Source organism: Burkholderia sp. b14, assembly GCF_900156195.1.
In the GTDB taxonomy this organism is placed as follows: Bacteria; Pseudomonadota; Gammaproteobacteria; order Burkholderiales; family Burkholderiaceae; genus Mycetohabitans.
In genome coordinates, this window is the sequence record NZ_FTPJ01000003.1 from 714,974 (window position 1) to 737,131 (window position 22,158).

Sequence of the window (22,158 nt, forward strand, 5' to 3'; positions counted from 1 at the left end):
AGTCGTAGTACTCCGTCGCTACGCCTTGCTGCTGGCAATGCTTTCTTTTACGGCGCTATAGGCTGGCTTTTTCGTGACACCATCCGACTCGATCAGGCCATAGCCATCGTCAGCCGACATGTCGAATAGTTCATACAGCTGGATCGACTGCAACAAACTGTACTGCGACTTGAGCTTCACGAACTGCCGCGTTTGAGTGGCCAGATAACTCGCTTGTGCATTAAGCAGCGTGTTGCCGGACTGACCATACGGTCGATAACCATACTCGGAAATCCAGATCGGTCGCCGGAAGCGCCGCGTCAACTCATGAAGCACGTCGATACCGTTTGCATTCGTGATGTCCCCCATATCGCTATACCAGTGCCAGGAGGTGACATCCCAATTGACGCGTGGTCCACTCGTTCCACCTTGTGGATCCGTGCCGTCGGCCAACATTTGCAGAATACCGAAGTGCAACCACCCGGCGGTAACGGCCACTGCCGCGCGGGGATCTGCGGCGCGTACACCATCGATCATGCCGCGTATCATCCCGCGATAAATAAAGTACGGCGTCGCTCGGTAGTCGGTGCGAAAGTTGCCGCCACGGGAGACGAAACCGATTTCCATTTCGTTACCGCACTCATACAACAGCACCTTGCCCTTTAGAATACTTGCGATGGAGTACGCGAGCTGAAAGCTATTGCTGTACGCAGAGGCTTCATCGGTATTGGATAGCTTTGGGGTAATCACCACTGAAACGCTAATGCCAGTCCCCCTCAATGTGTCAACGAAAGATGCAATGCTCTTTGCTCCAATCGTATCCCAGACGTCTTGGCGAACATTCGAAATGCCAAGGTCGCGCATGTAGGCTATCTGTGTGGCAAACGCCGTGCCATACGCATTACCCGAATTAATGTGTCCGTTAATCCCGAAGAATCCAGACGACACGGCATTGTAGCTGTTCGACGACATGGAACTGGATGTTGCCGCGACACTGGAGGTCGTCACACTGACGGGTGTAGTACTAGCAGCACTCGAAGCCGATGCTGCTGAACCTGACGAAGCTGCGCCACTGCTGGGCCAGCGGCGCGCGCGGTCGAGACTAGCAGCCCCTACCTCGCTGCTTGCACACACCGCCAGCGCCATCGTTCCGGCAGTAGCAACCAGTGTGCGAAGGAATTCACGTCGCACGCATAGCGCGCCTTTCGCACCGCCTTGGGAATCCAAATCGACGTTTGAGGCGCAATGGTAAGCGCTTTTAGATGAATTTCTCTTCTTCGAAATCATGAATTTGAATGTATAGTCATACAAAGGTCGATCATCGAAACGCACTTGCCTTCGCCAAATATTTGACGAAAGCACTTCGTGCCCGTGCCACATTGGACGCGACGAAGAACCACACCTCTGGAACACCGGGCGTCGTCTTGCACTTCGTAGGAATGGAACTTCTTCGTGACGAAACGGTGGATTGAAGCCGGACGCACAGTGACACAGGGTGCGGATGGCAATCGACAGCCGAATCGACGAACCCGAAGCTAGCCAGCGAGCAAATTATTTGCACGCACAGCTAAGAGAACTAGGATGACGCTTCATGCGTCAAAAGAACGAGAGTACATTTTACTTGGTTTGGGCACTTGAAAAGATTGATGTTTCGCTGCACACACGCTGACGACGCATAACGTAGCCCATTACCGTGCTCGACCCAATGTACCGGCAATATGATGTACCCGGTATGGCTGTCGCCAACAGCAAGCACCCTATCTATGCGCCCGCCGCCGGCACGTCTTTAATTCGAAATGGTACGTCAACGCACTGATACGCGTTGGATCGTACGCGATGCTATGCCCAATAACCAAAGCGTATACGCCCCTCCCGGCTCAAGTGCGTCACAAGATGCGACGGTAATGGCCCGATGCCATGACGGCAATAGCCAGCGGTTGCTTCAGTGATTGATTGCGGAACACCCTGTGAGATGAACGACACGAATTCGAACCATCGCGGCCGCACTCTGTCTGCCGCACCAGCGCGTCCCGGCGATGGGCAGCACGTCGTCGGTCCATCATGGAACGAGAGGTTTGGCTCCGGTACGGCACGTGGTGCCTTTAAGGCAGTGGATCGTTATTATCTGGTGTGGGCATTTTTTGTGCCGATCACGTCCGTGCTGGTGTTTCCCAGTGTGCAAGGCACCACGCCGGGTTATTTGATGTGCTTCTTATCACTGGCAATCGCCATGCTGTATGGAGGCGGCGAGCGTACCCGCTATTTGCGTATCCTTTTAACCGCGATTTTTGTCTGGGTATTGCTGTTCACACTGACGCAGCTAGCCGACCTGACCGACGGTTATACGCCTGACCTCGACACGTTATCGCTGGTCAATCCGTATGACCATTCGTTTGTCATGCGCTCTTCGCTTTTCACGCAATCTCTCTATGTCGTCGCGGTGGTTCTCTATGGCACCTACCTGTACGTCTACTACGATGACGCATGGGATCGCATCATCGTTGCCTCCGGCGTACTGTTTGCCGTGTACGGACTTTATGAGTGCGCCTACTATTTTGTAACCGGCCAGTCGGGCGACTTTCTGTCCAATCGTCAGTTTACCAACACACTGGCCCGGCCGCTGCCCAAGGACATCGTCACGGGCAGCGACTTTCAGACAATGGGCGTCGGCGGTATTTCAATGCAGCGCCTGAAGTCGCTGACGGGTGAACCGTCGATGTATGTGCTGTCGATGTTCCCGTTCTGGGTCTATGCCCGCACCGTGCAACGGTCGCGCTGGCCCGCGATCATGATTGGCGTGTCGCTCGTGATGACGGCCTCCACGACGGCGATGGTCGGCTACCTGTGCTACCTCGGCATCCGGATGATGCACACGCGGATCAATATCATCAAGCTGGTGCTAGCCGCGCTTGCCATCATCGCGATCGTCATCGTGTTTAACGAGCAAGTCGTGCAATTGGCGGATGACGTGGTGATCAAGAAACTCACCGGCGCCAATTCATCGGGCCAGGAGCGCTCGGCCGGGTTCATGGCTGCTATCGACTTCTGGCTCAATGCGCCCGTTGCGAATAAGCTGGTGGGAATCGGCTTCGGCTACATCCGCACCACCGACATGTTTTCAACGCTGCTAGTCAACAATGGCCTGCTGGGCATCGCCCTGTTCAGTGGGCTATTGCTGTATCCAGCATTCAAGCTCGATTGGGCGCCGAAGGCAATCGCACTACGGCAATGCTGCGTCGCGACCTATATGATGATGATGGTATCGGTGCCGGAGTTCTCGTATCTTGCACCGTGGAGCTTCGTTGCATTCGCCTATTGCCGGCTGTATCACCGCAATCGCGCACGACAGGTCGCGGACCGGCATGAAGTGGAGCTGACCGCGCGCACCTCACACATGCGCGAGGCTTGACGCGCGGGGCAGCGCTTCTTGGTTCCCGGCGCCTCGCTACAATCCAGCGTCGGATAGCTCCGCTGCCACAGGTAGTATTACTCCGCCAGGGTCGGATGGCCGCTAATTGTCAGCGTAAAGCCGTCGGCGCCGGCTTTCAACCGCGCGGGCACGCCCACGGGCAGCGTCACAGTATCCGCGCCGTGGCCAAAACGCAGCCCGGTGATCACCGGAATACCGGTCAGCGCGCGGATCTGCTCGACCATCGCGTCAAAATCATAGCCATTGTCATAGTCCGACAACCGCACCCCGGTGAAATCGCCGAGCACCAGCGCCTGTTGGCGCGGTAGGATGCCGGCCAGATGCAATTGGTACAGCATCCGCTCGACGCGGAATGGATGTTCGTTGGCGTCCTCAACAAACAAGATGCCCTCATCGATGTCCGGCAAGTATCGCGTACCGGCCAGCGCGGCGATCGTCGCGAGATTGCCGCCCCACAGCGTGCCGTGCAGGTCGACGTCGTCAGGCTGCGGCGTCGGCTCGCCAATCGTGAATTCCGGTTTGCTAATCGCCGTCCAGAAATGCTCGACTGTGAATTCGCTCAGTCTCGGCGCGCCAAAGTTGCTGCTCAGCATCGGGCCGCCGAACGTAATGAGGCCGCTGTGCGCGAACAGCGCCATCTGGATCGCGGTGAAGTCACTATGGCCGCAGATCGCGATCGGTTCACCAGCCAGCCGGCGTTGTAATCCCGCGTAGTCCAGTCCATGCAGCAACCGAATCGCGCCGTAGCCGCCGCGCACAGCCAGCACGATGTCCGGCAGCGCCCGCGCAGGGTCTGCAAGCCGATTCAGATCCGCGGCCCGTTGTGTATCCGTGCCCGCGAAGCGCTGGAAGCGCCGCTCGCTCGTATCAATGCCCCGAATGTGATGGCCAGCATCGACCCAGCGCGCCAGCGCCCGGGCAACGGTTTGTGGATCCTGCGGGTAGCCGCAAGGGGCAATCAGTTCGATCGTGCGGGGCTTCATGACACTCCTGTGCGGGGAAAGACGGTGCGCGGCGCGTACTGCGACCCGTGCCAGCACGGCGCGACGTCAATTGGGATCACATGGCACGACGTCGACCGGGATCAATTTGCATCGCCGAGTGTGCGCGACGCGCGCAGCTGCCGGCGGCGCTCGACGAAGAACTGGCTTAGCTCGTGCGAGCATTCATCGGCCAGTACGCCGCCAACGACGCTTGCATGATGATTCAACCGCGGCTGCGCGAACACGTCAACGACACTGCCACACGCGCCAGTCTTCGGATCATGCGCGCCGAACACCACTCGAGCGATGCGCGCATGCATGATCGCGCCCGCGCACATTAGGCACGGCTCGAGCGTTACATATAATTCGCAGCCCGGCATCCGGTAATTAGACAACGCCTGTGCAGCCGCTCGCAGCGCGACCATCTCCGCATGCGCAGACGGATCGTGAGTGCTGATCGGCTGGTTGAAGCCCTGCGCAATCACTTCATCGCCCCGCACGATCACGGCGCCCACCGGCACTTCGCCAATCGCATAAGCGTGGCGCGCGGCGGCGCGCGCCAACGCCATGAAACGCAGATCCCGGGCCAACGGGCCCGCGTCAGACAAACCGCTGTTGTGCATGCAAGCTCCGCGTCGAAGGGTCGCTCAGTCGATCACTGCTGGCGCGACGGCACCGCCACAGCCAGCTAGGCGTTCAGCGACACGGCGGCAATACTCGTGCGGCACCACCATCGGCCCGTCACGCAGCGATTCGAGCGCCATGGTCAGCGCCAGCCACTTCGCCCGCAGGCGATGCTGCTCCGCGCGGCCGCGGCGGCGATGCGCTGTTCAACCAGCACGTCGAGCAGTTTCATAGACGGACAAGATTCGAAATGCGCGTCAAGGATACCAAACTCTAACGCGGTTCAACCGCCGTCGCGCGAAGTGCAATGGAGCCGGCACTCTATTGCAGCGATCAACCGCTCCAGCCATGCGCGCAGCAGCGTATCGGACCCGACGAGCAGGATCGAGGTGGCGATAACGCCGTACACCTGCTGGCGTCGAACCTTGACGCTCGCCTCCGGCACCAACCAGTTCGCGCTGTCGACCAGCAACAGCAGCGTTTTCAGGCCGATGACGATCGGCCACAGGCATGCCAGCCTCAGGCGCGGCGCCGAACGGCGGATCGCCAGCGTATAGTCGATTGCGTCGCGGAACTGGTCCAGCGCATGGCGCACGAGTTCTAACATCACCGGGCGCGCACGGCCAGCCGCCTCGGCAGTCAACAGATCCTGCGGCGTCAAGCCGTACCGCTCGAGCATCGTGGACGGCAAGTAGCAGCGGCCGGTCCGCAGGTCCTTGGCGCAATCGCGCAGCACGTTAGTCAGCTGCAGTGCCCTACCAAAACGCACACCGCGCTCCGACATCGCCACGGGGTCGCCGTGCAGCGCGCGTGGCAGATGCGTATAGGTCATCTCGGTCCAGAACGCGCCGACGCAGCCGGCGACCATGTAGGTGTACTGATCCAGCTCGTGCCATGCACGTAACGCCACGATCTGCCCGGAGCGCTCGTGCGCAAACGTGATCAAATCGAATTCCATACCGCGTGTGAGTGTCGACACAATGTCACGGACCGCCTCGCGATCGCGCTCGTCCAACTGCTGCAGGATCGCCAGTGCCGGCTCGAGCGATTCCAGCAGCCGCCGCTCGTCGGACTGTTGTTGCGCAGCCAACTGCCCGGCAATCTCGCGCAGTGGCCCGCAATCGTGTTCGTCGCCATTCACGTGCGCACGCAGTGTCAATAGCATTTTCAGCCGCAACGCGGGCTCGATCAGCGGTGTGTCTGCGATCGTGTCGGCGGCGCGCGCCAGCAGATACGCCAGGCCCACCGGGTCCCGCATGCCGGCGGGCAACACGCGCAGCGTCAAGTAGAATGAGCGGGACACTCCCTTGAGCAGCGGACCGAGCAGGAAATCTCGCGCCGGATCACGCATGGATTGGTCAGCAGCGGTCACGGAGGCGGGCGGTTGCGAGCCGGCCACCGGCCCGGCGGCACACCGCGCGTGCGCTGCAGCGCAACCGGAGCGAGAGTCGAACGATGAATCGGACATCGCGCAGCCATGAATTAACAGTCACAGCCAGCATTGTACCGGTTCACGGATTGGCGTCGACGCGCGTCACGTTGAACAGCATGCCGCCCTTGCACGACGTTTGCATTATCGCGCGAAGCCGGTCTCTCTTTTCCTGTTTAATGTAGAAAGCTACGCCGCGAACCATCAAGTTTTGGTAGGAACACATCATGTTGTCTGCGAACCCAATCTCGATATCGTAGGCATTGCCCCACTCACGAGGAACGATCTTGCCGGCAAACGAGCAATATCCCTCTGTTCCTTTGATCCTGCCCTGGTAATCGATCGTCATTTCAAGTATGCCCGGCATATTGTCAAGTATGCTCGGCATATTGGTCTCGTTGACATGGTAGTCACGTTTGCTGGACATGCCTTTGTATGTCCCGGCTACTTTGCTCACAGCCGGCGTGGTATGTAACACTGTGCTGATACTGCCATTGAAGTCGAGCGGCGGCAGTCCCTCGGCGGATGCGACGAGGTGAATCGATCGCCGATTGAGGTACGCGTCGTTGACCTCTTCGGCAGTATTCTGATAACTGAAACGCCGCTTGGACGCGGTTGAGACTAGGTTGGACGCGGTTGAGACTAGTGTGGAACCGACGATGGAAGTCAGCGAACGGCCGGAAGCGGGCAACGCCGTTAATGTGACCTTGATTGCAGGCTGCTCCTTTCGATAGAGGATTCCCTTCCCGAGATTGCCGAGATCGCCAACAACGGCATCACCTATGTCGTCGGCCTCACCTATGTCTTTGCCATCAGTATATATCGCATAAAACCTGCCCGCCGGGGTGACCAACGCGGTGAAACCGTAGATGTCTCTTACGCGGCCGACGTATTGGCCTTGTGCTTCGTGCATCTCCACAAGTCCGGTCTGTACATCGGCGTCTGCGACTTGAGCGGCGGGCTCGGGTTCGGTCTGTACGCCAACGTCCGCGACTTGAGCGGCAGGCTCGGGTTCGGTCTGTACGCCGAGGTCCGCGACTTGGGCAACGGGCTCGGAGTCGGTCTGTACGCCAACGTCCGCGACTTGGGCGGCAGGCTCGGAGTCGGTCTGTACGCCGAGGTCCGCGACTTGGGCAACGGGCTCGGAGTCGGTCTGTACGCCAACGTCCGCGACTTGGGCGGCAGGCTCAGGTTTGGTCTGTACGCCAACGTCCGCGACTTGGGCGGCGGGCTCAGAGTCGGTCTGTACGCCGAGGTCCGCGACTTGGGCAACGGGCTCGGAGTCGGTCTGTACGCCAACGTCCGCGACTTGGGCGGCAGGCTCAGGTTTGGTCTGTACGCCGACGTCCGCGACTTGGACGGCGGGCTCAGGTTCGGTCTGTACGCCGACGTCCGAGATCCGCGCTTCGTACTCGCCCACGCCCACATTCAAGTCATTCACCACAGCTTCGCTTACGCTGTGGCCTGTCCGCCAAGTACTACGCCTCTTCCTGCCTTTGTCGTGATTCAGACTACCAATCTCGACCTTTCCATCCGTCGCATAAAATCGGCCTACATTTGTAATGTTGATGATATTCGTCGTATGGGCCGAATTTGTCGTAAGGGCTGGAGAACCGGCCGTGGTACCGGTGTGCTGGCCTTGTACGGGATCCATTGGCGACCGGGCCCGCTCTCGTTCCCCGTCCGCCTCTTTGACGACTACGCGTTGGACCCTGTCATCATCAGACTTGCCGCCGCCGCCCCCACATGCCCCCGCAGCACCCATAAGCATCACAGCGACAAACCGGATTATTCTGTAACGTAATGCCCTGATAAGCCAACCGGATGCGGCTAAATCCTTCAAGGCCGCGTTGGCGTGCACCGATTCACTTGCGGTTCGAGCGTCTTTTAACGCCGCCCTATTCCGCTTCCTTTGCTCGAAAACTAGATTAAACGGCACCACTTTTTTACTCAATTGCTCAATCCGTGTAAAGCTGTCTTTTGCTCAACTCAAAACCGTGTGATCGATTCCCAATGCCATGCGTGATGCACTCGATTTCGAGAAATCAACACGACTGAAAAAGACCCGCGAGATATTGGCCACCCATAGCCTGTCTATTGCCGCCGGCCACTTTTCTTTTGTGCTTGGCGAAACGCGCCGGGCCACTCAATCATCTTGCTTGAAACAAGCCACCTCGGCGCAACATCGAACAACATAGGAATACCCGCGGCCGACGGGTGTTCAAAACATCGATGACAACGCCACACGGCAGAGTAGTGTCAGTGGCGTGACATTCTACAACCGGGAAACGGGATGCGGCAGTCTATCGTCACGGAAGCTGGCATGTACAGGCGGCGAGACGCCCAAGATGTAATCGAGTCGGACAAGTATTTGCCATCGGGTCAGGCAAATATTCGCCGGCGACCAGATTGTTGCAGATCTTGGCCATCTGCCCCATGCCCGGTTCACCGCAACGAACGACGTTCTTTCCCATGCTCAGCAACACCAGTTGAATGCGCTCGAACAACTGCATGTCAGCGCCGACCATGAAAGTGAGCGTACCGGCCTGCGCGCGCCGCCGCTGCCCGCCGAAACAGGCGCGTCAGCAAACAGATTGCGCTGCCAGCCGACTGCCGCCGCAACGGCTTGCTCCGTCGCTGGATCGATCTTGTTTGAATCGACTTCGCGACACCATCCACGATTGCGCCGACCGACGCGCGAGCCGGATGGCGCAACAGCGATAATCGATATCCGACATATGACGGGCGCTCGCTTCGCTGCCGCGCTCGTCCAGCTATTTCTGGAACACCACATGTCAGACAACGGTCCTTACCTCACCACACCGCCACGACTGGGACCCATTGAAACAACAACGCCCACGCCCGTGAGTTCAGGCGCGCGTCCGGCACCTGCGCCTTCCCAGATACCATCGTGGGGGCCGGTCGCTGCTCTGCGCAATCTTCTCTGGACTGCAAATGGACCCTTCGCCAATACCATGCCGCAGTTCCTGAACCAATCGCAGGCGTACTTTTTCCCTTATAACTCATTCCCCCCCGCTGCCCTAATAGCACCGCCTTCGCCTGCCGAGCCGCAGTCCTGCACACCGCAACCTTCCGCGCCGCCGCTAGATAGCAGCGTGGAACAGGCTGAATACGAACGTGTCGGGGCAGCCGTCAGAGGCGCGTTGACCCCACTGCAACGAGACCTGCATGACAGAATGTGCGACCCGACACGGCCTCCGGTTACGACTCAAGAAATCGAGAAAGCCAACGACCATGCGCTGATCGAGGCAATACACGCGAGCTTGCAAAAGAGTCCGTAACACGAGCCAGCACGAGGATGCGGACTTCACCGCTGACCGCTCGCAAGTCTTCGCTGCCCGACACCTCCCGCTAGTTAACCCGCCCGCCTGTAGCCTGCAGGAAACGATGCGACGCTGTTGATAAATTCCAACAGTCATCCGCGCGGGAACCCGTATTATGAAGATTATGTTGGCTACCCGCTTCGCGACTTCCCAATGCCGCCGTCTGCGCCGCCCTACTCGCTACCGCCCGTCGTCGTGTGGTTTCGCGACGATCAACGCCTAGCCGACAATCCCGCGCTCGAATACGCCATTGCCACGGGTCACCCTGTCGTGTGCGTGTATGTTCACGACCCGGCGCCACGAAATACGCGCCCGCCGGGCGCAGCTGGGCGCTGGTGGCTCCATGAATCTCTACACGCACTCAATGCTGCGCTCATCGCGTTGGGCGGCGAATTGACTGTCCTTCACGGCTCCGAGTCGCAGACCATTGAAGCGTTCGCCGTGGCAATCGGCGCGATCAAGGTGTGCTGGAATCGCAGGTATTCGGCGTCGCAACGCGAAACCGACATCGCGATCAAGACGGCGCTCAAAGAACGCGGCATTGCGGCTTTCACCTTCAACGGACACCTGCTGCGAGAGCCGTGGACCGTCGCCACGCGAGATGGCCGTCCGTTTCAGGTCTTCGGCGCGTACTGGCGCGCCGCGCGCCACGAGTATTGCCCTGAAGCGCCACGGCCCGGACCTCAGCGAATCGACTTCTTTCCGGTGCCGGAAAACGTCGCCGTGGCGGCACGCGTAAAAAATCTGTCTGCACTGGCGCTCCAGCCTCGCACACCCGACTGGGCCGGTGGACTGCGCGAAACGTGGCAATGCGGCGAGCAAGCAGGATGGACGCAGCTAGACGATTTTCTCGCGAACGCGCTGACCCGCTACGCAAGTGGCCGCGACGTGCCCGCGATGCAGGCAACCAGTCGACTGTCTCCGTATCTTCGCTTTGGCAATCTCTCGGCACGGCAGGTATGGCATGCCGTACTGTCTGCGGCACGCGCCGCGCACCGCTGCGGCAATGGGCGCAGCACGTCCACCGCGAGCGGCAGCGTGGATAAGTTTCTTGACGAGCTTGGCTGGCGCGAGTTCTCATACTATCTGCTCTACCATTGTGCGCCGTTGCATCAAGTCAATTTCAAACGGCAATTCGACACCATGCCGTGGCGTGTCGATGCCACAGATCTGCGCGCGTGGCAGCGCGGCCGCACCGGCTATCCGCTTGTGGACGCCGGCATGCGCGAACTGTGGCATACCGGTTGGATGCACAATCGCGTGCGGATGGTGACGGCATCGTTCCTGGTCAAGCATCTGCTCATCGACTGGCGTGAAGGAGAGACCTGGTTTTGGGACACGCTCGTCGATGCCGACGGCGCTAGCAACCCTGCGAATTGGCAATGGGTAGCCGGCAGTGGCGCCGATGCGGCACCGTACTTTCGCATCTTCAACCCGGTGCTACAGGGGCAGAAATTTGACCCGCAGGGCGACTATGTGCGGCGCTGGGTGCCCGAACTCGCGCGCTTATCGGCCGGATGCATCCATGCGCCGTGGCACGCACAACCCGCACAACTGGCTTCTGCGTCGGTTCGGCTCGGGCAGGACTATCCACTGCCGGTGGTGCCTCACCAACAGGCGCGCGAACGAGCGCTAAAGGCGATGGGGTGTATGCGTGGACCGTGAATCAGGCAGCTGCGGCCCGTCGTCATGGCCGAGCTGAGACCGCAGCTTGTCTTGCATGGCTGATTCGGTTCTTCCATTGCCGTTTCGGCACCGGTGCAGCCTATTGTCGCGCTTGCTCCGACAATCGCGGTTTTCAGAGGCTACCGAATGCCACATCCTCTCTCCTTGAGCGTCACATCGCGTGCCAGTCAAGGCACGCAGACATTTGAACCGGTCCCCCCAGCGGCTTACGCGGCCAATGCAGGCGGGTGCCAAACCACCGCGCAACGACATTATGGGGCGCATCGACTCGACGGGCTGGTTGACAAGCAACCGTCCAACAGCCCGCAGGCCGCCACTGGTCTGAACGAGATGCCAACGGAGATTCTCGCCAACATATTCCGCGGCCTTCCGCTCAGCGATACGGCGCAGTTGTCCGAGGTCAACCGCAAGTTCCGGCAGATACTGCTGCCCCGACGGCATTGCTTTCTCGTAAACAAGAAACTCCAGGCCGTTCGCCAGCTGGCCCCCGGCCCCAAGCAGCACGATCAAGCAAGAACGCTATGGACGGCGTCGTTGGAACGGCTCGAGCACAGCCGTGCCGAACTGGATTGGGTCATTCAGTCTTTTAAACTTGAATGGCTGGCGCCGCGGGACAGGAAGGACGTGCTGGATCAGATAATCGATCATGTGATGCGCTCCAATAACGGCGCGTCGCCCGCGGCGCACCGCAACGAGCGGGACAGCAGCTTGCCGTCGGGTGATAACGCGTCGGCACGCGAACTGCAGCATCGCACCCTGCTACACCACCTGAAGTCGCAAATCGAAGCGCTGCCGGAACGCGAACGCGCACCGGCACTGACACGAATCATCGGATTGCAAGGCAAGGAAGCGATGACGATCGAACGATTGTTTCCGAGAATCCAAGACGGAAATGTCGAGATATCAAACCGCAACTACGCCATTCATTTGCTGAACTACGGTTTTTCCGAGAGCGAGGCCGCCATGCTCGCCGGCGAGCGCGATCAGCACGCGTTGGAGAATCCCGATATCGAAATTTGCACTGCCGTTTTCGCATGGCGGCCTAAAGACCTGCCGCTGCACAAGTTCGTCAGCTTGCTTGAACAGGCGATAGGCGAAGCCCGCCGACACGGCGACAAGCACAGCGTCGGTGCCAACGACGCGATAGCAGGCGAGGAACGGTCCCGGCTTGCGCAGCGGCTGAGAAACCTGAGCGGCAACGCGGCACCCAACGCACACCCTCTATCGCGGCCAACACTGAACCGTATCGTGTCGCGATCAACACTGGACCATATCGAACGCCTTCGTACGGGAGCCTGACCGAACGCTCGTCGATCTGGCGCTCACGGATGCCGGATACGGTCGACTAGCGCACGCGTATCGGCATCTGGCTTCCGCTTCAGTAGCTGACGGCGAGCATCGCTCAGCGGGCCTCGTTCAACTGCTCGAGGATCGCCGGGTTCTCCAGCGTGGATACATCCTGCGTAATCGTCTCGCCCTTGGCAAGCGAGCGCAGCAACCGCCGCATGATCTTGCCGGAGCGGGTCTTGGGCAAGTTCTCCCCAAACCGGATATCCTTCGGCTTGGCGATCGGCCCAATTTCGTTGGCCACCCATGCACGCAATGCGTTCGCTACTTGCACCGCCTCGTCGCCCTGTGGGCGGGCGCGCTTGAGCACGACGAAAGCAACCACCGCTTCACCGGTCGTATCATCGGGCCGCCCGACGACCGCCGCTTCGGCGACCATCGGATTGGCGACCAGCGCCGATTCGATCTCCATCGTGCCGAGGCGGTGGCCGGAGACGTTTAGCACATCATCGATGCGGCCCATGATTGTGAAATAGCCGGTGTCCTTGTCCCGCACGCTGCCGTCCCCTGCGAGGTACAGCCTGCCACCCAACTCTTCCGGGAAGTAGCTCTTGCTGAAGCGCTCAGGATTGCCCCAGATCGTGCGGATCATTGATGGCCACGGACGCTTGACCACCAGAATCCCACCCTGCCCGTTCGGCACGTCTTGGCCAGTCTCGTCGACGATCGTCGCCATGATGCCCGGCAACGGCAGTGTGCAGGAGCCAGGCACCAGCGGCGTGGCCCCGGGTAGCGGCGTGATCATGTGGCCGCCGGTCTCAGTCTGCCACCACGTGTCGATCACCGGGCAGCGCTTGCCGCCGACCTGCTCGTAATACCAGACCCACGCCTGCGGATTGATCGGCTCGCCAACCGTGCCGATGATACGCAGCGAGGACAGATCATACGCGCTCGGGTGGCACTTCGGGTCCGCGTCGGATGCCTTGATCAGCGAGCGGATCGCTGTGGGCGCGGTGTAAAACACGCTCACGTTGTGGCGTGCAATCATGTCCCAGAAACGGCCCGCATTCGGATAGGTCGGCACACCCTCGAACACCACCTGGGTCGCACCGCACGCAAGCGGTCCATACGCGATATACGTATGGCCGGTGATCCAGCCGATGTCGGCGGTACACCAGAACACGTCGTCCGGTTTGATATCAAACGCCCATTTCATCGTCAACGCGGCCCACAGCAAATAGCCGCCGGTGCTGTGCTGCACGCCCTTTGGCTTGCCGGTAGAACCCGACGTGTACAGAATAAACAGCGGATGTTCAGCGCCGACCCATTCCGGCTCGCATTGCTCAGGCTGTTGGGCCACCAGTTCATGCAGCCAATGGTCGCGCCCTTCGTGCCAGGTGACCTTGCCACCGGTGCGCCGGTAGACGATGACATCCTTCACCGCGTCGCATCCGCCCATCGCCAGTGCCTCGTCGGCAATACGCTTGAGCGGCAGCGCCTTACCGCCGCGCATCTGCTCGTCGGCCGTGACCAGCGCCACGGCGCCGACATCGATCAGCCGCTCATTGAGCGATTTCGACGAAAACCCGCCAAACACGACTGAATGTGTCGCGCCGATTCGGGCACAAGCCTGCATCGCGACGACGCCTTCGACCGACATCGGCATGTAAATCACCACGCGATCGCCCTTGCGCACGCCGCGCGACTTCAGTGCATTGGCAAACTGGCACACGCGCCGGTGCAGCTCACTATACGAAACAGGCGTGAGCGTGCCATCGTCAGACTCGAACACGATTGCGTTCTTTTGCGCGTGGCCCGCGGCGATCTGCCGGTCCAGGCAATTGTATGAAGCGTTGAGCTGACCGTCCTCGAACCACGTGTAGAACGGTGCATTGGATTCGTCCAGCACTTTCGTGAACGGCTTATGCCACGCCAAGTGCTCGCGCGCCAGGCGGGCCCAGAATCCCTCGTAGTCGCGCTCGGCCTCGGCGACCAGCGCCCGATAGGCATCCATGCCAGCGATGGCGGCCGCGGCCGTGGTCTGCGCGCAGGGAGGAAACACGCGCTGCTCTTGCAGGACCGATTCAATGGCAGACATCAAACTATCTCCTGATAATGGAATGAACAAAATCGTTGTCGTGTGCCGCCGTATCGACTGACGCTGTTGCGGTGCAGCAAAGACGATCGCTGCACCGCATCGGCTCACGTGCTGGCTGGCGCTTACCCAGAACTCTACAATGAACCCTACAATGCCTGCTCAATTAAGAAAAAGCTAAACGGCATCGGATTCGCCGTGTCCCCGCAGTGAACCGCTACGTCCTCTTGCCCCTCTGCGCGATGCTGCTCGTCGGCACCAACGCTGGCATTGGCAAAAGCATCATCGTATGCGTGCCAGTGCCGGTCTTCGCGCTATTCGCGTTACTGCGGTTCATAAGCGCGATCGGCATGCTCTGGCCGCTGCATACGAGATCGTCATTCTTGGCGAACGTCTGAGCGCAGTGCACGGGGGCACGCTGGTATGCGTGGTCGCCGGGCATTGCGTGGGCCAGCATGCGGCCGGCTAGTGTCCCGTCGGTCGCATCGTGACCCGACATCCGCACGTGACTCATCACCCACGCGTGAGCCGAGCGTGCCGCGCCAATCGGCTGAGCGGGGCGCGCCGCGGCAATTCTACTGCGACGCGGTACAATAACCGCGTTTTGATCCCACCCTGGCGTTCGCCCCTGCCCGCGCGCGTGCACGGGCAGTGCGACACCGTTTATTCAGCTGCACGATGCCTTCCAGTCACCCGCCATTTCCGCCGTCTGGGCCGCGCCGTATGCGCGCGCTGCCATCGCTGATCTTCTTCAGTCGCTGGCTGCAACTCCCCCTGTATTTGGGCCTGATCCTCGCACAAGCCATTTATGTGTTCCTATTCCTCAAGGAGCTTTGGCACCTGGTATCGCACGCGGCGTCGCTGACCGAGACCAATGTAATGCTGGTGGTCCTCGGGCTGATCGACGTCGTGATGATCTCGAATTTGCTGATCATGGTGATTATCGGCGGCTACGAGACGTTCGTGTCGCGACTGGGTCTGGAGGGCCACCCGGACGAACCGGAGTGGCTTGACCACGTCAATGCCGGCGTGCTGAAGGTCAAGCTATCGATGGCACTGATCAGCATCTCGTCAATCCACTTGCTCAAGACCTTCATCGATCCCGACCAGCATTCGTCACAAGCGGTGATGTGGCAAGTGCTGATCCACGCCGCGTTCCTGCTATCGGCACTCGTGATGGCCTGGGTGGACCGGCTCACATCGCACGCGCCGCATGCGCCTGTTTCAGTCGCCGCTTCGAACCACGATTGAGCGTTGATTCCGCTGCCAACCGACGCAGTACCCCCACGAGAAAAGCATCATGAGAGTCATCAAGCAGGAAGACCTGATCCAAAGCATCGCCGATGCGCTGCAATACATCAGCTACTACCATCCGCTGGACTATATCCAGGCGTTGGGCCGCGCCTACGAGCGCGAGCAAAGCTCGGCTGCGAAGGACGCGATCGCGCAGATCCTCACCAACAGCCGGATGTGCGCCGAGGGGCGCCGCCCGATCTGTCAGGACACTGGCATCGTCACGGTGTTCGTCAAGGTCGGCATGGACGTGCGCTGGGATGGCGCGACGATGAGCGTGACGGATATGATCAACGAAGGCGTGCGGCGCGGCTACACGCACCCGGATAACGTGCTGCGCGCTTCGATCGTCAATCCGCCCGAAGGTGCGCGCAAGAACACCCAGGACAACACGCCGGCAGTGATCCACTATGAGATCGTTCCGGGCGACAAACTCGACGTGCAGGTGGCAGCCAAGGGTGGCGGCTCGGAAAACAAGTCCAAGTTCGCGATGCTGAACCCATCCGATTCGATCGTTGACTGGGTGCTCAAGACTGTGCCGACGATGGGCGCCGGCTGGTGCCCACCGGGCATGCTCGGCATCGGCATTGGCGGCACCGCCGAGAAGGCGGTGTTGATGGCGAAGGAATCGCTGATGGATCCGATCGACATCCAAGATGTGATCGCCCGCGGGCCGCGCGACTGGATTGAAGCGCTGCGCATTGAGTTGCACGAAAAGGTCAACGCGCTGGGCATCGGCGCACAAGGGCTGGGTGGTCTGTCGACTGTGCTGGACGTGAAGATCATGGCGGCGCCCACGCACGCGGCCAGCAAGCCGATTGCGATCATTCCGAACTGCGCGGCGACCCGCCATGTGCACTTCACGCTCGACGGCTCCGGCGTCGCGCGGCTGGATCCGCCGCCGCTGGAGGCGTGGCCCAATGTGCATTGGCAACCGAACACTGAGACCAGCCAACGTGTGGACCTCGATACGCTGACGCGCGAGCAAGTCGCCAGCTGGAAGCCGGGCCAGACGCTGTTGCTCTCGGGCAAAATGCTAACCGGACGCGATGCCGCGCATAAGCGCATTGCGGACATGCTGGCCAACGGCCGGCCGCTGCCAGTCGACTTCACAAACCGCGTGATTTATTATGTCGGCCCAGTCGATCCGGTGCGCGATGAAGTCGTCGGTCCCGCCGGCCCGACGACCGCGACGCGGATGGATAAGTTCACCGAGATGATGCTCGCGCAAACCGGCCTCATTTCGATGATTGGCAAGGCCGAGCGCGGCCCGGTCGCGATCGATGCGATCAAGCAGCACAAGGCTGCCTACTTGATGGCGGTCGGCGGCGCCGCGTACCTTGTGTCCAAGGCAATCCGCGGCTCGCGCGTGGTCGCGTTCGAAGATCTTGGGATGGAAGCCATTTACGAGTTTGAGGTCAAGGACATGCCGGTCACCGTGGCAGTCGATGCCAACGGCACGTCGGTCCATCAGACTGGCCCAAAGCAATGGCAGGCCAGGATCGGCAAGGTTTCGATTGCGGCCGCGTAGTGAATCGGCGGGCCGCGCAGCTGCGCGGCTTCCCATTTAGCGGGCAACGGACTGCTCTATTCGATCAATGACTTGCACACCATCCGTGCCTGTCCCCAACAAGGAACCGATCATGCAAGGCGACAAAAAAGTCATCGAATATTTGAACGCTCAGTTGAAAAACGAACTGACAGCGATCAACCAGTACTTTCTGCATGCGCGGATGTACCGACACTGGGGGTTGGACAAGCTGGGCAAGCACGAATACGACGAGTCAATCGGTGAAATGAAGCACGCCGACTGGCTGATTGAGCGCGTATTCATGCTCGACGGTTTGCCGAATCTGCAGGATCTGCACAAACTACTGGTCGGCGAGACCACGCAGGAAATCCTTGAATGTGACCTGAAGCTCGAACTGGCATCGCAAACGACCTGTAAGGAAGCGATTGCGTATTGCGAGTCCGTGCGTGACTACGTGTCACGCGAAATCTTCCGCCGCATCTTGGACGACACGGAAGAGCATATCGATTGGCTCGAGACACAACTCGAATTGATCAACAAGGTGGGCATCCAGAATTACCAGCAGTCCGTGATGACGGCCGTCCAATCTTAAGCGACGGCAGCCACCAGTACGGTGATAATGACGATGCGCAACGCGGCGCCGGTCGGCGTGTTCGACTCCGGAGTCGGGGGTCTATCGGTGCTGCACGCGATCCGTGCGGCATTACCCGATGAGGCGCTGCTGTATTGCGCCGATTCCCGCTACGCGCCGTATGGCGAGCGCGACGACACGTTCATCGCGGCGCGCACGCTGGGCATCGGCCGGTGGCTCGCGGCGCAACATGTGAAGGCGATTGTAGTGGCCTGCAACACCGCCACCGCGCATACCGTATCGATGCTGCGCGAGCGGCTACAGCTGCCGATCATCGGCGTCGAGCCGGGCATCAAGCCTGCCGCGTTGCAGTCGCGCACCCGCGTGGCCGGCGTACTGGCGACCGCCAGCACGCTCAAGAGCGCGCGCTTCAACGCGCTGCTCGCCCAGTACGGCGGCGATTGCCGATTCGTGTGCCAGGCAGGCCATGGCCTGGTCGACGCCATCGAGGCAGGCGACATCGATTCGCCGGTCGTCATACAGCGTCTGTCCGCATGCCTGCAGCCAATCCTGGACGCCAGCGCCGACACATTGGTGCTGGGCTGTACCCACTATCCGTTTCTGCTAAATGCGGTGCGCACCATTACCGCCGACCAGCTTCACATCATCGACACCGGCGAAGCCATCGCACGTCAATTGGTGCGACGGCTGACCGACCAGCAGTTACTGGCCGACACGGGCCCGGCCGCCGTCGCGCACACCGAACCAACACCCGTGCCAACGCCGTTGCGGCTCGTCACCACAGGCGACGCCCGGCAATTGACTCGTATCGCTTGGCAACTGCTCGGCGTCAACGTAGCTGCCGAACACGTCGAAATAGCGTCGGAACCGGTTTATCTCAACGTGCCGGCCTGACGCGAGGTTAGCCGCCCCGCTGTTACAAAAAATCATCGATCTCGCTTGCGCACGTCGCCACAAAGAATGATAATAATTCGCATTAACTTTAGCTGTCAGCGCATCATGATCGTCTGCGTGTGCAAGTCTGTTTCTGACCGTACTATCCGTGCGTGGCTGGAGTCCGGTGCATCGACGTTCGACGAGTTGCAATTTGAGTTGGGCGTGGCAACGTGCTGCGGCAAGTGCGAGGAAACCGTGCGTGACCTGGTCGCCGCCTGCGGCGCGTGCCCTAGCCTGTGCGGCCCCGGCGCCCACCCGGCGCGTCATGTGGCGCCGGCGCCGGTTACGTTCTACGAACGCAAGGCGGCCTGACGCCGATTGATACCGGGCTGCAGCCCGATGCCGCGTCGGTTCTGCTGGATCCGTCTTTCTCCGTGCCAGCCAGCGCGACGCGCGAGCCAGCCACGCTACCTCGCCTCGCTCTCGGAGGACTTCATGGAACTGCTGCTTGGATTCGCGACAACGCTATGCATCTCTTTTCTGATTTTTCGACGTTGAGTTGGGCACACGCCGGTTCGCATCGAAGCAAGGTCGGCCATTGTCCGCGTCGCGCCCCCCGTGCATCTGCCGTTGGCCAACGCTAATATGCAGGTTTCTCCCAGTTTGGCTGGAGCACTGCGCTCCAGTGCAGCCTCGCCGATGAAATCGCGCCCCGTCGCGCATTACACGACCACGCTCGCCGTAGTGGCACTGCTGCATGCCGGCGTGATCGCATGGCTGGTTTATGGGCGTGCCGACACCGTCCCGACCGTGACGGTCGAGTCCCGGCCAATCATGGCCGAACTGCTAGCCCCGCCGGCGCCGGTCGCCGTGCAGTCCACGCCGACGCCGGCGCCGGCGCCCAAACCCAAGCCCAAGTCTGTGGTCACGCCGCGGCCCAGTCCCAAGCCCGTTGTCAAAAATCCTACGCCGGTGCCTACACCACCGATGCCGGTACGTGATACCCCATCGCAATCGGCGCCCACGCTGCCGGCGCCCCCAGCAGCGCCCGCGCCCGCGCCGGCACCGGCCGCCGAGCCCGCGTCACCCGCGCCGAGCCCTCGCCCGGCCGTCGCGCAGGGCGTACCCAAGGGCGTCGCCAAACTCGACTGCCAGATCATGCGGCCCGATTATCCCGCCCTGTCCAGACGACGCGAGGAAACGGGCACGGTGATCATCAATCTGGTCATCGGTCCGGAGGGCAAGGTGGAACGGGCCACGGTCAAGAAAAGCAGCGGTTATGATCGATTGGACGCCGCCGCACGCAATGCCGCGCTAGCTAGCACGTGCCGGCCGTACATTGAAAATGGGCAACCGATCCGGGTTACGGCCGACCAGCCGTATGTGTTCAATCTGGGCGACTGAGCAACGCCGCGCTGATACCGCGCCGCCGATGCGCCCATTGCCGAGTCCACCGCTCAACAGCGTCACCGATAACGAGGATCCGAAGGAAACACCATGCAGAACTACGGTATGGCCCACGTATGGGCGCAAGGGGATTTCGTCACACGCGGCATCGCGATCACACTATTGATCATGTCAGTGCTGTCGTGGAGCGTGATCCTAATGAAAGGATGGAACGTGCTGCGGTTGCGGCGCCTGACGCGTAACACCGAGCAGCAGTTCTGGCATTCCGACGATTTCACCGAAGGTCTCGTGAAGCTTGGCTCGACCGGCTCCAGCGCCGCCGATAACCCGTTTGTCGCACTCGCGCTGTCCGGCAAGGAAGCCGCCGATCATCACCACAAGAGCCAGCCCCACCTGCATGACCGGATGGACATTTCGGACTGGATAACGCGCTGCCTAAAGGACACCATGGACGACTGCGTCGCCCGGATGCAAAGTGGGCTGGCGATCCTGGCATCGATCGGCAGCACCGCACCGTTCGTCGGCCTGTTCGGCACCGTCTGGGGCATCTATCATGCGCTGCTGACGATCGGGGCGACCGGCGACACGTCAATCGACAAGGTTGCGGGACCGGTGGGCGAATCGCTGATCATGACGGCATTCGGTCTGTTCGTCGCGATTCCCGCGGTGCTCGGCTACAACGCGCTGACCCGCTCGAACAAGGCCGTGGTGACCAAGCTGAATCGCTTCGCGCACGGACTGCACGCGTACTTCGTAACAGGCAAACAATTGTCCTCGACGCTCCAGCGCGGCGAAGACCCGCGGCTGGCCACCGCTGGCAAATGAGCGGGGTACGACAATGGCCATGACCCCCTTTGCGGACGACGATGACGACGGGCTGATGAACGAGATTAACATGACGCCGCTGGTCGACGTGATGCTCGTGCTACTCATCATCTTCATCGTGACGATTCCGGCGATCCAACACGCAGTCAAGCTTGACCTGCCGCACGCAAGCAGCCAGAGGCAAGACGTGCGGCCCGCGCACGTCACGGTGTCGGTCAATGCCGATGGCACCGTGTTCTGGGATGACGTCAAAGTGTCCGACGCTGAGTTGCAGCGCAAGATCGCTGCCGTCGCGCAGACCCACCCGCAGCCGGAACTGCATTTGCGAGCCGATCGCAAGGTCGCGTACGAGCGCGTAGCCGACGTGATGTCCTATGCGCAATCGGGCGGGTTGGCCAAAATCGGGTTCGTGACCGAGCCTAACGCGCACTGAGTGCGGCGACCGAGCCGACCGACCGGGGTGACCAGCCGGCAGAAACTTAAGGTTGTCCAAGAACACGGCGCGTCATGCCGCCTTTCACCATGACGGCATAACGCGCACGTCCTGAGCCCGAGCAACCCTGTCCCCGGCCAACGGCTAGGGGCTACTTTGCCGCCTATCGGACGCTGGGCCGCGGCTTGACCGGACCCAGCAAGCGCTGCACGCGGCGCTCAACGCTCGGCTGCGAAAAGCCCGCCGTGTCACGGCGCAGCATACGCAGCTGTGCCGCCGGCGCTGGCCCAATCGAATCGATGCTGGTTGGGCGCGAAGCATCAGCCAGCCCTGCCTCCACGAGC

20 protein-coding genes and 2 pseudogenes are annotated in these 22,158 nt (G+C 60.8%); 14 read left to right on the forward strand and 8 right to left on the reverse strand.

Annotated elements, in window-relative coordinates; all coding sequences use genetic code 11:
* Positions 1-18: 18 nt before the first annotated feature.
* Entirely contained in the window at positions 19-1,311 is a 1,293-nt protein-coding gene (locus tag B0B13_RS07660; RefSeq protein ID WP_139337364.1) for a glycoside hydrolase 5 family protein, read from the reverse strand.
* Positions 1,312-1,951: 640 nt separating this feature from the next.
* Here B0B13_RS07660 and B0B13_RS07670 point away from each other — a divergent pair.
* On the forward strand, positions 1,952-3,388 hold the full coding sequence (locus tag B0B13_RS07670) for a hypothetical protein (RefSeq protein WP_235090519.1): 1,437 nt from the start codon (positions 1,952-1,954) through the stop codon (positions 3,386-3,388).
* Positions 3,389-3,465: 77 nt separating this feature from the next.
* Here B0B13_RS07670 and ldcA read toward each other — a convergent pair whose 3' ends face one another.
* The 5 genes and pseudogenes from ldcA to B0B13_RS17865 form a co-directional block, all read right to left on the reverse strand.
* Positions 3,466-4,392 (reverse strand): muramoyltetrapeptide carboxypeptidase, encoded by a 927-nt coding sequence (ldcA, locus tag B0B13_RS07675; RefSeq protein WP_076786851.1) that lies wholly within the window; start codon positions 4,390-4,392, stop codon positions 3,466-3,468.
* Between the two features lie 101 nt (positions 4,393-4,493).
* The gene (tadA, locus tag B0B13_RS07680; RefSeq protein WP_076786849.1) at positions 4,494-5,015 is read right to left on the reverse strand and encodes a tRNA adenosine(34) deaminase TadA; all 522 of its coding nucleotides are present in this window, start codon (positions 5,013-5,015) and stop codon (positions 4,494-4,496) included.
* A 24-nt stretch (positions 5,016-5,039) separates the two neighbouring features.
* A pseudogene (locus tag B0B13_RS17860) lies at positions 5,040-5,201 on the reverse strand (DnaJ family domain-containing protein); the annotation flags it as partial.
* Positions 5,202-5,299: 98 nt separating this feature from the next.
* Positions 5,300-6,367 (reverse strand): phytoene/squalene synthase family protein, encoded by a 1,068-nt coding sequence (locus B0B13_RS07685; RefSeq protein WP_076797215.1) that lies wholly within the window; start codon positions 6,365-6,367, stop codon positions 5,300-5,302.
* Between the two features lie 160 nt (positions 6,368-6,527).
* On the reverse strand, positions 6,528-7,358 hold the full coding sequence (locus B0B13_RS17865; protein WP_139337365.1) for a hypothetical protein: 831 nt from the start codon (positions 7,356-7,358) through the stop codon (positions 6,528-6,530).
* Between B0B13_RS17865 and B0B13_RS17870 the strand changes: the two genes are divergently transcribed.
* On the forward strand, positions 7,353-8,249 hold the full coding sequence (locus B0B13_RS17870) for a hypothetical protein (RefSeq protein ID WP_139337366.1): 897 nt from the start codon (positions 7,353-7,355) through the stop codon (positions 8,247-8,249). The two genes, B0B13_RS17865 and B0B13_RS17870, sit on opposite strands and share 6 nt — an antisense overlap.
* Before the next feature lie 214 nt (positions 8,250-8,463).
* Entirely contained in the window at positions 8,464-8,643 is a 180-nt protein-coding gene (locus B0B13_RS17875) for a hypothetical protein (RefSeq protein ID WP_139337367.1), read from the forward strand.
* Between the two features lie 111 nt (positions 8,644-8,754).
* Here B0B13_RS17875 and B0B13_RS20010 read toward each other — a convergent pair whose 3' ends face one another.
* Entirely contained in the window at positions 8,755-8,958 is a 204-nt protein-coding gene (locus B0B13_RS20010; protein ID WP_370643217.1) for a hypothetical protein, read from the reverse strand.
* A gap of 984 nt (positions 8,959-9,942) precedes the next feature.
* Here B0B13_RS20010 and B0B13_RS07705 point away from each other — a divergent pair.
* Together B0B13_RS07705 and B0B13_RS07710 are read left to right on the forward strand one after the other, a co-directional pair.
* Positions 9,943-11,454 carry a cryptochrome/photolyase family protein gene (locus B0B13_RS07705; RefSeq protein WP_076795478.1) on the forward strand — a complete coding sequence of 504 codons (1,512 nt, stop codon included), beginning with the start codon at positions 9,943-9,945 and terminating at the stop codon, positions 11,452-11,454.
* Between the two features lie 147 nt (positions 11,455-11,601).
* A complete protein-coding gene (locus B0B13_RS07710; RefSeq protein ID WP_139337368.1) occupies positions 11,602-12,774 on the forward strand; it encodes an F-box protein in 1,173 nt (390 codons plus the stop codon).
* A gap of 103 nt (positions 12,775-12,877) precedes the next feature.
* Here B0B13_RS07710 and acs read toward each other — a convergent pair whose 3' ends face one another.
* Positions 12,878-14,860 (reverse strand): acetate--CoA ligase, encoded by a 1,983-nt coding sequence (gene acs / locus B0B13_RS07715; protein ID WP_076795483.1) that lies wholly within the window; start codon positions 14,858-14,860, stop codon positions 12,878-12,880.
* Positions 14,861-15,066: 206 nt separating this feature from the next.
* On the opposite strand from acs, the pseudogene B0B13_RS19245 reads away from it, so the two are divergent.
* The 9 genes and pseudogenes from B0B13_RS19245 to B0B13_RS07760 form a co-directional block, all read left to right on the forward strand.
* Positions 15,067-15,222: pseudogene (locus tag B0B13_RS19245) on the forward strand (DMT family transporter); the annotation flags it as partial.
* A 313-nt stretch (positions 15,223-15,535) separates the two neighbouring features.
* Positions 15,536-16,108, forward strand: a complete 573-nt coding sequence (locus tag B0B13_RS07725; RefSeq protein ID WP_076786840.1) for a TIGR00645 family protein — start codon at positions 15,536-15,538, stop codon at positions 16,106-16,108.
* A 49-nt stretch (positions 16,109-16,157) separates the two neighbouring features.
* Entirely contained in the window at positions 16,158-17,681 is a 1,524-nt protein-coding gene (locus tag B0B13_RS07730) for a fumarate hydratase (RefSeq protein ID WP_076795488.1), read from the forward strand.
* Between the two features lie 112 nt (positions 17,682-17,793).
* A complete protein-coding gene (gene bfr / locus B0B13_RS07735) occupies positions 17,794-18,273 on the forward strand; it encodes a bacterioferritin (RefSeq protein WP_076797216.1) in 480 nt (159 codons plus the stop codon).
* Positions 18,274-18,300: 27 nt separating this feature from the next.
* Positions 18,301-19,167, forward strand: a complete 867-nt coding sequence (murI, locus tag B0B13_RS07740; RefSeq protein ID WP_076795491.1) for a glutamate racemase — start codon at positions 18,301-18,303, stop codon at positions 19,165-19,167.
* Between the two features lie 105 nt (positions 19,168-19,272).
* The gene (locus B0B13_RS07745) at positions 19,273-19,521 is read left to right on the forward strand and encodes a (2Fe-2S)-binding protein (protein ID WP_076795494.1); all 249 of its coding nucleotides are present in this window, start codon (positions 19,273-19,275) and stop codon (positions 19,519-19,521) included.
* A gap of 327 nt (positions 19,522-19,848) precedes the next feature.
* The gene (locus B0B13_RS07750; protein ID WP_083703679.1) at positions 19,849-20,553 is read left to right on the forward strand and encodes an energy transducer TonB; all 705 of its coding nucleotides are present in this window, start codon (positions 19,849-19,851) and stop codon (positions 20,551-20,553) included.
* A 93-nt stretch (positions 20,554-20,646) separates the two neighbouring features.
* A complete protein-coding gene (locus tag B0B13_RS07755; RefSeq protein ID WP_076795497.1) occupies positions 20,647-21,381 on the forward strand; it encodes a MotA/TolQ/ExbB proton channel family protein in 735 nt (244 codons plus the stop codon).
* Between the two features lie 13 nt (positions 21,382-21,394).
* The gene (locus B0B13_RS07760) at positions 21,395-21,814 is read left to right on the forward strand and encodes an ExbD/TolR family protein (RefSeq protein ID WP_076795500.1); all 420 of its coding nucleotides are present in this window, start codon (positions 21,395-21,397) and stop codon (positions 21,812-21,814) included.
* Positions 21,815-22,158 lie beyond the last annotated feature (344 nt).